The following is a 13,136-nucleotide window of genomic DNA, read 5'->3' as shown; positions in this document are numbered from 1 at the left end:
GAATAGCACGTGTCTATTAATTCCCATTACATATATTAGAAGATAGCTATAGGAAAAGGAGGTTAGAAAATGGGGCAATCTAATATGTACGATTTATGCTGTAAATACCAAGGAAAAAGAGTACGCATTACAGACAATCAAGGGCAAGTTCATGTTGGTACGATTACGCGTGTAAATCGAAGAATGGTTTGGATTCAACCCGATAGCGGCTTTGGTGGATTTGGCTTCGGCTTCTGGGGTCCTTACTACGGCCGTGGTAGAGCATTTGTTTATGGTGTTGCACTCGGCACCGTTACGGGTATTGTCTTAGCATCAGCATTCCTTTGGTAAAATGAATGACGCTCTCTTTTCATTAAAGCATCACATCACTCTCAGGCATTTAAATTATTGACAACACTCCCTCCCTTAAGTGAACTGTTTAATGTCTGAGAGACCTTCCCAAAAATAAAAAATAGCTTGTGACGTACTCATCAACAAGCTACTTTTGTTCGGATTTATTTACATTATTACCAATCTTTCATGGTTTTAGTACAAATTTAATACTTTCCTCTTCATGATCATGAAACATTCGGTATGCCTCACTTGCCTGTGTTAGTGGCATACGATGGTAAATCTGAGCCACAAATAGCCGTAGTCGTTATGCGAACAAGTATATCATCGTGCTTTTGTAATTTAGCGTCTGGCACTTCTTTTACTTGTACATCTTTCATACCTTGATAAGTTACTGCCTTCATGTTATTTCCCTCCATATTTCATATACATGTTTATTTTGACCAATGACCTACTAAAATAACGCACTATCCACAATGATTTTTCTGTGTATGACAAGATTAGTTATTGGCACACTATTTCATATCGTAAAAATGGAGGTTTTTAGATGAATGAGCACATGAATTATGGTGAAGATTATAAGTTTATCCCTATGACATCCATATTAAGTATGGTAGGACAAGTTGTCGTTCCTGATATTTATTGTTATACCATTCAGGTTGTAAATATTTGCTTCATCGGCGACCCTTCTAAAAATACTGGTTGGACATTGATAGACGCAGGCATGCCAAAATCGGCTAATGCCATTATTCAAGAAGCGGAGAATCGATTTGGTCCAAACACTAAACCTGATGCTATTCTCTTAACGCATGGACATTTTGACCATATCGGCGCTATTATTGAATTAATCAATCATTGGAATGTACCCGTCTATGCACATAAAAATGAAATTCCATACTTAACAGGACAGATGAATTATGCTAATCCAGATCCTACTGTAGGTGGTGGACTTGTTGCTAGGATGTCTCCGATATTCCCCAATGATGCAATCTCACTCGGTAACTATGTGCAACCTTTGCCAGAAGACGGCTCTGTTCCGAACCTAAAAGATTGGAAATGGCTCCATACACCAGGACATTCTCCAGGACATGTGTCGTTCTTTAGAGAATCGGATCAGTCGTTAATTGTTGGTGATGCATTTGTAACGGTCAAACAGGAATCCCTTTATCGAGTTCTCATGCAGGAAAAAGAGTTGAGTGGTCCGCCAAAATATTTGACAACAGACTGGGACAAAGCGTGGGAATCAGTAAAAAAACTAGAGGCACTTAAACCTGCTGTTGCCATTACAGGTCACGGCATCCCCATGTCTGGCGAAGAACTGGCACAAAGCTTAACACGACTCGCTACAAACTTTGACCAACTCGCTATCCCTAAGCAAGGTCGTTACTTAAATTAGTCTTTCAAATGAGCTATCAAACGTAATCGTGAGATAGCTTATTTTACTTAAGAAAAGCTTCTACACAACTTATTTGTATATTTCTCCCTCTCCTTCAATACATTGAAAAGAACACTTATTTAAGAAGGAGATGTGCTTATGCCTAAAATTGCTTCGGTTAGTACATATACACCACCTTATACATTGCAACAATCGAACATTGAGGAATTAACGAAAGAACTATTCCAGGATAAGATTCCTAAACTCGAACGTTTACTACCAGTATTTGATAATGCTGAAATAGACACACGCAATTTATGTGTACCTGCTGAATGGTATCGTCATGAACATTCATTTGAAGAACGCAATCGTCTTTATATTGATTTAGCTGTCAACTATAGTGTAGAGGTCATCGAGCGATGTGTAGCGAATAGTGCTTTCCTCGATCAACCGATCTCGACTGAAGATATCGATGCTCTTATTTTTGTGAGTAGTACAGGCATCTCTACACCTAGTATCGATGCTCGTGTCATGAATATCCTACCCTTTTCTGATCGGGTCGTACGGATACCGATTTGGGGGCTTGGCTGTGCAGGAGGCGCTGCTGGCATTAGCCGCGCTTATGACTACTGCAAGGCCCATCCGACAGCAAAGGTGCTCGTCGTCTGTATCGAGCTATGTAGCCTCACATTCCAGAAAAACGATTACTCTAAAAATAACCTCATCGGCACAGCACTATTTGCAGATGGTGCTGCCTGTGCACTTGTTTGTGGTGATGACGTAGCGCTCCCGCAAAATAGACGCATGCCGCATATTCTTGGGTCAGCTTCCAAATGGATGCCTCAATCTGAAGATGTGATGGGGTGGAATGTAAAAAACAGCGGCTTTTACGTGATCTTTTCTAAAAGTATTCCTTCTATTATTTCTACATGGCTTGGTCCATTCATTCATGAGTTTTTGGAGGAACACGGACTTAGACCAGAACAAATAGAGCAATTTGTCGCTCACCCTGGTGGAAAAAAAGTATTACAAGCTTATGAGGATGCACTACAACTCACTGAGCACCATACCGCTATCTCTCGCAATATTTTAAAACAGCACGGCAATATGTCCTCCCCGACCGTCCTTTATGTGTTAGAGCAATATTTACTAAAAAAACATACATCCAATACGTACGGGTTATTAGTAGCACTTGGTCCTGGCTTTAGTGGGGAAGCCGTATTATTGGAATGGAGGGAGTAAAGTGATCTTTTTTGTCCTATTCTCCATTGTCATTATGCAACGATTATTGGAGCTAGTCATTGCAAAACGCAATGAAAAGCGCATGCTGGCAAAAGGCGCTTATGAAGCAGGGGCCTCCCACTATCCATTTATGATTTTATTACACGTGAGCTTTTTTGTTAGTTTACTAGTAGAGGTTTTATACTTTGACTTAACACCCTCTCCTATTTTTGGGTGGCTACTTGTACTTTTTCTCTGTACACAAGCGTTACGTGTTTGGTGTTTAACTTCTTTAGGAGAATTTTGGAATACGCGAATCATGATTTTACCTGGCGCTAATGTCGTGGCAAAAGGACCTTATGTCTATATGAGACACCCTAATTATTTAGTCGTTTCTCTTGAAATTGCGCTTCTACCGTTCATGTTCGAGGCGTATGTTACCGCGATTTGCTTTACTATTTTAAACGGCATTATGCTATCCGTTCGCATTCCTACCGAGGAAAAAGCATTAAAAGCCGCAACAAACTACGAACAATATGTACATCGTAAACAATCTAACATATAATGAGAAACAGTGTTTTTATTCATTAAATGAATGTCACAATCAATTACGCCTTGGCGTAATTGCGTCTGGGTTCGGCTTTGTGCTTGCACAAAGAACTCCATTCCAAATCCATGACATCCGTCGGAGGGTTAACTTCTTTTAGCAGGTGTTTGAACACAAGCTAAAAGAAGTTGATACTGACAAATTCTGTTATTTTTAGTATACTAATATGGATTACAACTTTGGAGGTGCTTCGTTTGAATCCTTTTATTTCCGTATGGTTACATCCTAAACAAACCGCTCGTTATGTCATTGATCATAAACCAGTTTGGTTTGCTATCGTGCTTGGCTTAGTAGGGTTTATCGCTACTGGGTTTTCAGTCTTTCAAGACTCCGAGGTATACCCTGACTTTTCATATGTATGGATCTTTTTAATCAGTATCTTTTTAGCTCCACTACTTGGCATTGTGATTATGTTTATTTATGCGGGTGTTATTTATTTAATGGGGAAACTACTCAAGGGGACAGGTGCTTTTTGGGATGTGTTTAAAGCTTCTTCCCTATCTTATATCCCAACAATTATTACGGGTCCATTGTATATACTATGGATGTTTGTCTCTCCTGAAAGCTTCTTCTTTCCATATGTAACCGATGCCTTTGCTATCATAATGTCTATCATTACGATTGTTACAATGATTTGGGGTATCGTCATTTCTGTAGGAGCGATTGCAGAAGCGCATCAATTCTCAATTATGCGTGCCATTGTCACAATAATCGTCCCTACGATTTTACTAATTATTTTCTTAACAATCATATTTGCTATAATTGCGATTATTTTTGTTGGGGTATTCAGTAGTTTCGTTTAATTATCTCGATATTAAAGGCAAGGGGGTGTGCACTTCCCCTTGCCTTTATTTATTGTCGTAATCACCTCATGTTAGGAACTATTAACAATAAATTTCGTATTAAAGAAAGGGAGGTGTTGAAGCGTGAGTAGAATGATACTGATTATTGTGAGTTGTATAATTATTTTACCAATCGCTATAGGTGCTACAGTTGTTTATAGTAAAAAAGTGAATGAAAAAGAACAACTTATTTTAAGTGAAGTCATCGCTTTTATCCATAAGGAAGAAAGAAATATAGATATAGAGCAATTGACGATCGTAAAACCAACCATTTTTTCTGGATATGATGAATGGTATGTTGAAAGAATCGATACAAATGAAATATACCACTATCAAAATGGACAAGTGATTAAAACTGAATTGAGTAACGAATAAGTTAAATTCACCTCAGATCTTATGTTTAAATGATGATAAAATATCCAAATTTACTAAAAGGTGCGCTTACGCTGGATAATGAATAGAAAAACCCCTATAAATAAACTTCCATAAATGAAAATCCAACCAAATTGCCAATAAAATAAGCTAGGTATAGATTGAATATCATCGCCTGCAGTCATCATTTCTAACGGAAGATGAACAGGCGGTATAAACCAGATAAACCCTTTTTGTAAGAGTGCTGTATTCTTCAATGTCGCCATTACTAAAGACAAAATTAGTATACTCAGCACACCCCACCACGTATTGATACTACTTTTAACGATTTCTCTCGTGAAAAGGGCAGACAATGTAACAGCTAAAAATGAGAGACTAAAATGTGCTAACAATCCCATCATTATATGTACTGGACGAGCTTCCACCCCAAATAAGCCAAAAACAATCGGATAAGCTACCGCCACTACACTTAAACAAAAACCAATACACGTAGCAATTATAAAAAGTGCCAAATAATATTTCCCTAAGCTTCGAGCATGCAATAACGTGATTTGCTTTTGTCCCCTTTCCTCCACATGAAATACGGTGACTGTAAACCACCCCATCATAAAAAAGAGCAAAAGAGAAGTAAACGAGTAACTATCTAATATCGGATTCGGTATATAAGTATAATTCACGATTAACCATATAATAAAAATGGATAATGGGGGAATGTATTTATGGGATCTTATGTAACTACTAAATTGATAGCTTAGTAATCCTTTCATTGGCATTTCACCTCCTTACCTCTAAAAGTTTTGGTAGAACGACTCTTTCTTTGTATTTATAGGGAGCAGCTGCTTGATCGATGCTTCTTTTAAAATAAGCGCCCGTATTACTTTATCGGTGTTCTCCTCTTTTAACATTGCCTCTATTCTATTCACCTTCGCGTTCAAACTGCTTTGTTTCGTAATTTCTATAAAGGGAAGTAATTCTTTACATGATTGTTGTATGGAAATTTCAAAAATCAATTGATTCATTTGCTCGGTTGCTTCGTATGCCACATTTGTTTCAACTAGTTGGCAATCTTTAATGAATAGCACTCTATCTACTGCATTTTCAAGTAATTTCGTCTCATGGCAAGTCAAGATAATACTTAATCCTCTTTCTTTCAAAGTTAACAGAAGCTGCTCTAAATCTGCTTGGGCTGTCGGATCAAGTCCAGAAAGTGGCTCGTCTAATATTAGAAGGTCGGTTTCTTCTAGCATCGCCTGCATAATCATTGTTTTTTGCTTCATCCCCTTGGAGAAGTGACTCATTCTTGTTTTAACATCATTTTGTAAATGAAATGCGTGGATTAGCACATCTATTCGATTTCGCAGTTGCTGCTGATTCATGCCTCTAATCGTCCCCATGTGAAGCAGATACTCTTCAGGCGTAAAGCGTACATCTACAGGCGTGACTTCTGGGACATAACCTATTTTTAACGGCTGTATGCACTGCTTTAGCTCACCTCGGTCCGCCCTTGCTAAACCGCCAATGATTTTTAATAACGTACTTTTCCCGGAACCGTTCTTTCCAACAAGTGCTACAATTTCACCTTGAAAGATGGATAACGAAATATTTTCTAACACTTTTTTATCTTTATATTGCTTATGTACATTCTTTAATTGCATAATCATCGTCATCTATATAACAGTCCCCTTCACTAAAACTAACCTGTGGATTTTCGCTCTTACAAATAAGTGATCCTCAAGTGTATTCGTTACTGCATCATCTGAGTATATAGGTAAAAATGATACATAACGGGTATAAGTAATGCGACTGCTAGGCAAAACACTGCTGCAAGTGTAGATTGTTTAATGAGCCGCTCATCCCCATCTTTCAAATGTCGAAAGAACATGAGTGTGCAATAAAAACATAAAATTATGAATACACGCGGTAAAATATCGACCCATATAGCCGAACCATATATATTTTCCATCTACTCACCTCCCCCATTAAGTAACTCCCTATCAACATTTATAAAAAGTACACCTTATTCTGCAATCTCTATTGTTTTTCCTGTCAGTAAACAATCTAATTTTTCTTTTAAAATCGTTTGTAAAATGGTGTAACCTTTTGGACCTGTACAATGGCACGAGTAAATCCGAGTAATCGGTAGCTCATTTAACGTATGCCCCATTGCAATGATTTCTTCTTTTGTTTTTCCTAATGTATTAATAATTGGAAGTCCTATTAAATGAAATCCACCAATGATGGCGGCGATCTGCTTATTCGGAAACTTATTCAATACTGTTTTAGTCATGTGTACAATCCCGTGATGACTACATCCGCTAAATAGCACTAATCCTTTTTCACTTTCTATCACTAACATGATTTCATGATTAAAGTCGTCTAACGCTTTCTCTTCCCCCTTATACAGGTTTTTCGTATACGCATCTGTCGGCTGTAAATGCATAATATGAACGCCTTCTGCTATTTCCATATCTGCATTCACAAATTTCATCCGATGGCTGTAAGCATGATTCACTGCAGGAGTTGCGCCTACTTGGTGATAGTACGGCCCAAGCTTTAACCAATGAGGGTCTAGTGCATGTGGTGATAAGTAAATGGGGGCATGTTGATTTACTTTATTTAAATAATTTAATCCTCCAATATGATCCGAATGCCCATGTGAAATCACTACTGCATCAGCTTGATGTAAATCGATATTTAACAGTTGTGCATTTTTTAAATACGAGTCATCTGGTCCTAAATCACAAATAATATTTGCCTGCTTCGTCTCAATATACAAAGATAAGCCATGCTTCGCTATGAATTGTTGATGATGTTTTGTATTTTCTAAGATTGCTGTAATTTTCATAAGATTCTCCCCTTACTAAATCAGCCCTTTATTCTCTATAATGCGCTGGAACCTTTACAAGTGCATATCTTTCGGTCCACATTTTAGTCGTGACAATTAACCGTTCATCGTCTTTTTCAAAAAATAACCCGCTACCTTCCTGTTGCTTAAATGCCCAGCCGTATAAATGAAGCATCTGTTGAATGTTTTCATTCACACCCAACATACGATTGTCATCAAGCTTTGTTATATACCAAATGATGTCTCCTTCTGTTGCGAGCTGTACCATTTTTTCATCGGATGCATCAATTTTTTGCAATACCTCTTTCGCTGTAATGTCATTTATCGGAAGTGCTGGATAATGCCATTTGTTTAGAAACATATACAGCGTAGCTACTACAATACAAGCTACAAAGCCAAGCACTATTTTTTTCACAAACCATCTCCTCCTTAAAAGGCTATACTACTTGTACGAATAGATAATAAAAATGTTTCAAATTAATCCATAAATAGGAAGTAAGGCACTTAGAATAGCAAGATGATTCCTGAACGAATTTCAATTTTTGTATTCTATCACCATCAGTCTATTTCATATATTCACAATATGGAGGTGGAAATGATGATATTAGAAGCAACCTATATCATTCAAGAACAAGATATAGACGAATTAGGTCACATGAATTACATGAACTATTTAAAATACTTAGAGGATGCTCGGTTTAAATGGTTTGAACAAGTATGGCTTTCCTTGGAAGAACTAGTTGCACAGCAAAAAGGCATTGTCGTGTTAAAGTTCGATATGTCTTACTTAAAAGAAGTACGGTTAGATGAAACGATCACAATCCGTACGATTCCTACTAAATTAGGCAATAAAAGCTTTACACTGAAACAGGCAATCTATAATGAACACGGTGATATAACAAACGAAGCAACATTTATTTTTACAATTATGGATTTAATCGAACGAAAAAGCATCCCTGTACCGAATGAAATCAAAAAACAATTTACTGAAGGTAATAGTGGACATTAAAAACAAAGGGAGTGTCCGAGAAGGTATTCTGGGACACTCCCTTTGCGCCGAGGATGGTGGAAATTTTATTTCTAGCACCGCAGAAGCACCGCCTGCAGCGGATATTTAACATAGGAACGAAGCACTGTCCGTAAAAGTAACACTTTTCGGACAGCGCTTTTTACGTTCAATCAACTTTCAACTAATCGTGCTATATTTCACCTTCAAAATAGTATGTATTGTCTTCTATTAGGATAAACTTTCCGTATAAACAACTTTAGGAGGCAATCATATGCTAAGAGTTCAATCTGACATCATTGGAAAATACGCACATTTCGGGCAACTACGTGAACGTATTGAAAAACACGGTTTCTCCATCGGCGGGAACTGGGATTATGATAAAGGGAGTTTCGATACGACTTTGCACTGTAACCAAGAAGAAGGAGAAACGATTTATTTACGGATGCCGTTTGAAGTGACTGAAGGAGAACTAGATGGCTATAATACCGTGATTCGCTTCCAAGAGCCGTATGTTATTAAACACGTTGTCCATGTGGGGCTAGATTATGATGGTAGCTCATTAATGGATACAACGGGTTTTAGTCAGTTCCAATCACCTATCGATAAAGATGCCCCAATTATCGATAAAAGCAAATGGGTACACATGAGTGAAGAGCTTGTATCACAAGAAGTTCTACCTTATATCCAGGCAGAAAATATTTATTAATATACAATAAGCTAGCCCTACATATGAGTATGGCTAGTTTTTTGGCCATTATTAAACTGTAAAAAAAATACATATAAACCGATAAACACTATATATACTTTAATGGAGGATGATCACATGAAAGTCAATGCTTCCCAAAATACTTCTACTACTGTGTATTCAACCACAACGAATAAAAGTATTCATTTTGAAGAAGTATTAATGAATACACAAATACTTACAAAGGAAAATGAACAGGCTTCAAATGAGGTTTATAAAAAGCTTTCAACACAATACAATGTAAGAAATGCCACATTCGAGGAAATCGTCGATATTGCCCATGCTTTATATGAAGCAGATGAAATGACAGGGAAAGAAGTGACTATTTTAACATTTGATTATGAAAGAGCAACAAATTACATGAAACAACACGCACCTACCCCCGTGTCAGCCGACTTTAGTATGTATGAAACTGTTGCAAATGCAAACGGTAAACGAGATTGGATTGAAGAGCTTCAAGCAAGAGCGGCTAAGGCTTTACAATATGGAGATTTGATAGGTTATCAAGCTAGGCAAAAAATAGCGAATACGTTAAAACAAATAGATGAATACGCGCATTCGACCATTTCTACATTTGACGACTTACAGAACAGCAAACTAACCATAGAGGAAGCAAATGCAATGGTCGACGAAGAAACAGCCATTCGAAGTGGACTATTACCAGAAGATGCACCGAAAGAATTGCATGACTATGTGCATTCGCTTTCTTTACGAGAAAAGATGCATTTATTTATAATGCTCGCAGTGCAAGATATAAAGGCAAATGCATATAAAGATCATAATGGGCATTGGAAAGTGTACTCCCCTGGCGATTCAAATTATGTAGATATATTTAAATTACCTGACTTTAGCTATACAAAATTAGCCGATTTGATGTTAGACGATTTAGAGTTTCAGCGAAAATACATGGAAATAGACGAATATGAACTAGGGTTATCCGTGTTAACTCACTTCAAGTTGATTGCAGAAAGTAACGAATAGTATAGATACTACAAGAAGAACGTATATTCTAAAGTTGTCATATACGTTCTTTTAGTTTATGAACTACTGACCTCTTCATACTCTATTTTAATAAAAGCAAGCATTATGCCGATCAGCATGAAATTGGATAATAGTGAGCTCCCGCCGTAACTTAAAAACGGTAATGTCACACCTGTCACTGGTAACAGCCCCATTGTCATGCCAATATTTTGACAGATTTGAAATGCGAACAATCCAATGATGCCAGCGCCCGCGGCATAGGCAAATGTCGAATTCGCCCTGACGATGGTCAACAGAAAACGGTAGATTAATAGAAAGTACAATAAAATGACGAGCGCTCCACCAATAAACCCTAACTCCTCTGCAACCGTAGCGAATATAAAATCTGTATGCTTCTCTGGCACATACACATTATTTCCTAAAACCCCTTTCCCTGTTACTTCACCAGATCCAATCGCTAATATCCCTTGTCTTGTTTGATAAGCCGAGTCCTCATGTTCAAACGGATGCAGCCAGCCATTTATTCTAGAAATTTGGTGTGGTGACAACTGCCCTACTAGTTGCTCTGAATAAAAATGAGGAAATTGAAAATACGCAATGATAATTGCAATGAGGAGTGTTACAGGTATTAACGCAAATGAAATTAATATTTTTTTGCTAATTGCTGAAAAATAAAGCATTGGTATTAATAATGCTGCATAAAGCATAATCATCCCCGTATCGGGCTGTTGATAGACGAGCAATATAGGTGGAATCGTTACAGCAGCAATTTTTCCTAACAACAAACAATCTGACAGAAATGTTTGATTGTCTATTTTTTCATGATGGCTCTCTATGAGCTTTGCTACGACTAATACAAACGCAACCTTTAAAAATTCAGAAGGCTGAAAAGAGCCAAGCCATTTAATTTGATACCATGCCTTCGCCTCATTGACAGGTTTCGCGATACTTTCCGGCGCAAAAATTAGTCCGACTAACAATAGAACAATTAAAGCATAAAAATACCAATCTATTTTCTTTAAATGTTCCATTTTTAAAAAGGCAATTCCCATCATGAAGGTAAAGCCGATGAAATAAAAAATCATTTGCTTTGTCACAAATGAGCCTGAATATTGGGCAAAAACCTCTGTACTAGAGTAAATAAAGACACAGCTAATCACTCCCAAAATCCCTATATACAACAAGATATACTTATCAATATAGCGCTCAATCCCAATGCTTGTCCTCCTCACCTTTCGCTTTATTACACACGGTATGTTTGCCTGCAAAAGCTTATGTGTATCACCGTATTTTATGGTAGGACGCTTTTCGCCTATTGAAAGTAATTTGTTTCAAAAAATTAGTCCTATTTTACGGGATCAATCATATACCATCCATTTTTATCAAATAAAGGAACTATATTATCCCATTATCCGTCTGAAGATAGAGGGAGATTTACATAGGAGGAACGCTATTGTTTAAATATGTTGTTCAAATTCTTATAGGTAATTTTATATTTTGGGTTTCGGTGTTCGTTTCTTGGTATGAAGGAAGTAGTATAATCGAAAACTCACTCGAATGGCACTATTCAACGCCCTTCACAAATAGGTTAAACATTGAAATTATTACTGGAAAAGAGATTGTTCCTTTAGATTATTTTATTTACGCTGCGAAGTTTCAACCTGTATTCCCAATATTGATATTGCTAAGTATTATTTATATAGCAGCTATAGTTATTTTAATTGTAGTGAAATTTAATCGTCATAAGTGGGCAACTATTATCACAATAATCATTAGCTTATTTTTAGGAAGTTTTAGTATTACATTAACGGATGCAACGACAACTGGCGGGAAAACATTATTCATAATCACACTAACAAGCACGGTTTTCCTGATTTTTCTCCTCATAATGAACTTACGAAAAAAATCAGCATCCGAGCAGTTATTAACGACAGTCTAAATAAAAGTATGTCTTATGAACCACTCTACTTTTTCACCGAAAATGAATCCAATACCCCAATATACTGACCTATATAAATAAGCCGCTACTCTATTTGAGTAACGGCTTATGATTTTTTATACAGGAGGATTATTACTCATCTAAATAATCAAATTGTCGGGCTCGTTCGATTTCCATTCTGGAGACTTGCCCTGTTAATTCATCAATTTCGGAAATCGGTAAAGATTCAATTTCTTCATCCATCCCAATTTCCTCAGGGTCATCATACAAGTCATTATAATCATCAAAATCCCCTTCGAAATCGGACGGTGTCTCAGAAGTCCCATAATGAGCAACTTCTTGGAATGAGTCTTCGTAATCATGGATATCGTCTTTATCATCTCGACCAGCAAAGGAATTATCAACAGGGGGGAGTATCACTTGTTCTTCTACTGGACGATCCGTTGGGACACTTCTTGCCTCTGCATGTTCTATACAAAACAACGTATACGGAACTGCACTTAAACGGTCATACGGAATATCTTTTTGACATTTTGCACACACTCCATACGTACCATCTTCCATCGCCTGCAGCGCTGCATTTACTTTCGCTAATTCATCATTATTATGTGCTTTTAGCGCCATGTCTTTTTCGCGCTCGTACAATTCCGTTGCTAAATCAGCCGGATGATTGTCGATCGTCGATAATTCATCCACTGAATCACGTAGGCTGCCTTTGTCTAGCAGGTCATCCTTCTCAATAATCCCTTCTGCTGAATTTTTTCGTTCGATTAACATATGTCGTAATTTTGTTTTCTGTTTTTCAGTTAGAATGGCCATCACGTCCTTTCGTTCGTTCGTAGTATGAGCTGATTGACGTGAAGTTATAAA

Annotated in this window: 17 protein-coding genes and 1 pseudogene; 10 read left to right on the top strand and 8 right to left on the bottom strand. The window is 37.3% G+C overall.

Features of this window, described 5'->3' with window-relative positions; translation table 11 throughout:
* Positions 1–69 precede the first annotated feature (69 nt).
* Positions 70–330, top strand: a complete 261-nt coding sequence (locus AAGS61_RS09365) for a hypothetical protein (RefSeq protein ID WP_391370563.1) — start codon at positions 70–72, stop codon at positions 328–330.
* Positions 331–599: 269 nt separating this feature from the next.
* On the opposite strand, the pseudogene AAGS61_RS09360 reads toward AAGS61_RS09365, so the two are convergent.
* Positions 600–734 (bottom strand): annotated as a pseudogene (locus tag AAGS61_RS09360) (glutathione-dependent formaldehyde dehydrogenase); the annotation flags it as partial.
* A 143-nt stretch (positions 735–877) separates the two neighbouring features.
* Here AAGS61_RS09360 and AAGS61_RS09355 point away from each other — a divergent pair.
* The 5 genes from AAGS61_RS09355 (at position 878) to AAGS61_RS09335 (ending at position 4,750) form a co-directional block, all read left to right on the top strand.
* Positions 878–1,726, top strand: a complete 849-nt coding sequence (locus AAGS61_RS09355; protein ID WP_391370560.1) for an MBL fold metallo-hydrolase — start codon at positions 878–880, stop codon at positions 1,724–1,726.
* A 138-nt stretch (positions 1,727–1,864) separates the two neighbouring features.
* Positions 1,865–2,947: a type III polyketide synthase gene (locus tag AAGS61_RS09350; protein WP_391370557.1), complete on the top strand. Its 1,083-nt coding sequence runs from the start codon at positions 1,865–1,867 to the stop codon at positions 2,945–2,947.
* 1 nt (position 2,948) lies between these two features.
* A complete protein-coding gene (locus AAGS61_RS09345) occupies positions 2,949–3,491 on the top strand; it encodes an isoprenylcysteine carboxyl methyltransferase family protein (RefSeq protein WP_391370555.1) in 543 nt (180 codons plus the stop codon).
* A gap of 236 nt (positions 3,492–3,727) precedes the next feature.
* Positions 3,728–4,336 carry a Yip1 family protein gene (locus tag AAGS61_RS09340; protein ID WP_391370552.1) on the top strand — a complete coding sequence of 203 codons (609 nt, stop codon included), beginning with the start codon at positions 3,728–3,730 and terminating at the stop codon, positions 4,334–4,336.
* 123 nt (positions 4,337–4,459) lie between these two features.
* Complete coding sequence (locus AAGS61_RS09335; RefSeq protein ID WP_391370549.1) at positions 4,460–4,750, top strand: hypothetical protein; 291 nt, start codon at positions 4,460–4,462, stop codon at positions 4,748–4,750.
* A 53-nt stretch (positions 4,751–4,803) separates the two neighbouring features.
* On the opposite strand, the gene AAGS61_RS09330 is transcribed toward AAGS61_RS09335, so the two are convergent.
* From AAGS61_RS09330 to AAGS61_RS09310, 5 genes are all read right to left on the bottom strand, one after another.
* Entirely contained in the window at positions 4,804–5,514 is a 711-nt protein-coding gene (locus AAGS61_RS09330) for an ABC transporter permease (RefSeq protein ID WP_391370546.1), read from the bottom strand.
* Between the two features lie 21 nt (positions 5,515–5,535).
* Positions 5,536–6,414 (bottom strand): ABC transporter ATP-binding protein, encoded by an 879-nt coding sequence (locus tag AAGS61_RS09325; RefSeq protein ID WP_391370543.1) that lies wholly within the window; start codon positions 6,412–6,414, stop codon positions 5,536–5,538.
* Between the two features lie 77 nt (positions 6,415–6,491).
* Positions 6,492–6,710, bottom strand: a complete 219-nt coding sequence (locus AAGS61_RS09320; protein WP_391370540.1) for a hypothetical protein — start codon at positions 6,708–6,710, stop codon at positions 6,492–6,494.
* A gap of 54 nt (positions 6,711–6,764) precedes the next feature.
* Positions 6,765–7,592: an MBL fold metallo-hydrolase gene (locus AAGS61_RS09315; RefSeq protein ID WP_391370538.1), complete on the bottom strand. Its 828-nt coding sequence runs from the start codon at positions 7,590–7,592 to the stop codon at positions 6,765–6,767.
* A gap of 28 nt (positions 7,593–7,620) precedes the next feature.
* Positions 7,621–8,007 (bottom strand): hypothetical protein, encoded by a 387-nt coding sequence (locus AAGS61_RS09310; protein WP_391370535.1) that lies wholly within the window; start codon positions 8,005–8,007, stop codon positions 7,621–7,623.
* A gap of 180 nt (positions 8,008–8,187) precedes the next feature.
* Between AAGS61_RS09310 and AAGS61_RS09305 the strand changes: the two genes are divergently transcribed.
* The 3 genes from AAGS61_RS09305 to AAGS61_RS09295 all read left to right on the top strand — a co-directional run bounded on the left by AAGS61_RS09305 (position 8,188) and on the right by AAGS61_RS09295 (position 10,327).
* Entirely contained in the window at positions 8,188–8,601 is a 414-nt protein-coding gene (locus AAGS61_RS09305) for an acyl-CoA thioesterase (RefSeq protein ID WP_391370532.1), read from the top strand.
* A gap of 271 nt (positions 8,602–8,872) precedes the next feature.
* Positions 8,873–9,307, top strand: a complete 435-nt coding sequence (locus tag AAGS61_RS09300; RefSeq protein ID WP_391370530.1) for a YugN family protein — start codon at positions 8,873–8,875, stop codon at positions 9,305–9,307.
* Positions 9,308–9,424: 117 nt separating this feature from the next.
* Entirely contained in the window at positions 9,425–10,327 is a 903-nt protein-coding gene (locus AAGS61_RS09295) for a hypothetical protein (protein WP_391370527.1), read from the top strand.
* A 56-nt stretch (positions 10,328–10,383) separates the two neighbouring features.
* On the opposite strand, the gene AAGS61_RS09290 is transcribed toward AAGS61_RS09295, so the two are convergent.
* Entirely contained in the window at positions 10,384–11,559 is a 1,176-nt protein-coding gene (locus AAGS61_RS09290) for an FtsW/RodA/SpoVE family cell cycle protein (RefSeq protein ID WP_391370525.1), read from the bottom strand.
* A gap of 221 nt (positions 11,560–11,780) precedes the next feature.
* On the opposite strand from AAGS61_RS09290, the gene AAGS61_RS09285 reads away from it, so the two are divergent.
* Positions 11,781–12,266, top strand: coding sequence for a DUF4306 domain-containing protein (locus AAGS61_RS09285; protein ID WP_391370522.1), 486 nt, complete (start codon positions 11,781–11,783; stop codon positions 12,264–12,266).
* A gap of 132 nt (positions 12,267–12,398) precedes the next feature.
* On the opposite strand, the gene AAGS61_RS09280 is transcribed toward AAGS61_RS09285, so the two are convergent.
* On the bottom strand, positions 12,399–13,085 hold the full coding sequence (locus tag AAGS61_RS09280) for a TraR/DksA C4-type zinc finger protein (protein WP_391370519.1): 687 nt from the start codon (positions 13,083–13,085) through the stop codon (positions 12,399–12,401).
* Between the last annotated feature and the right edge of the window lie 51 nt (positions 13,086–13,136).

The organism is Lysinibacillus sp. KU-BSD001 (assembly GCF_042920265.1).
In the GTDB taxonomy this organism is placed as follows: domain Bacteria; phylum Bacillota; class Bacilli; order Bacillales_A; family Planococcaceae; genus Lysinibacillus_B.
Note: the sequence above shows the minus strand (reverse complement) of the source record. Positions and strands in the feature narration are given on the sequence as shown.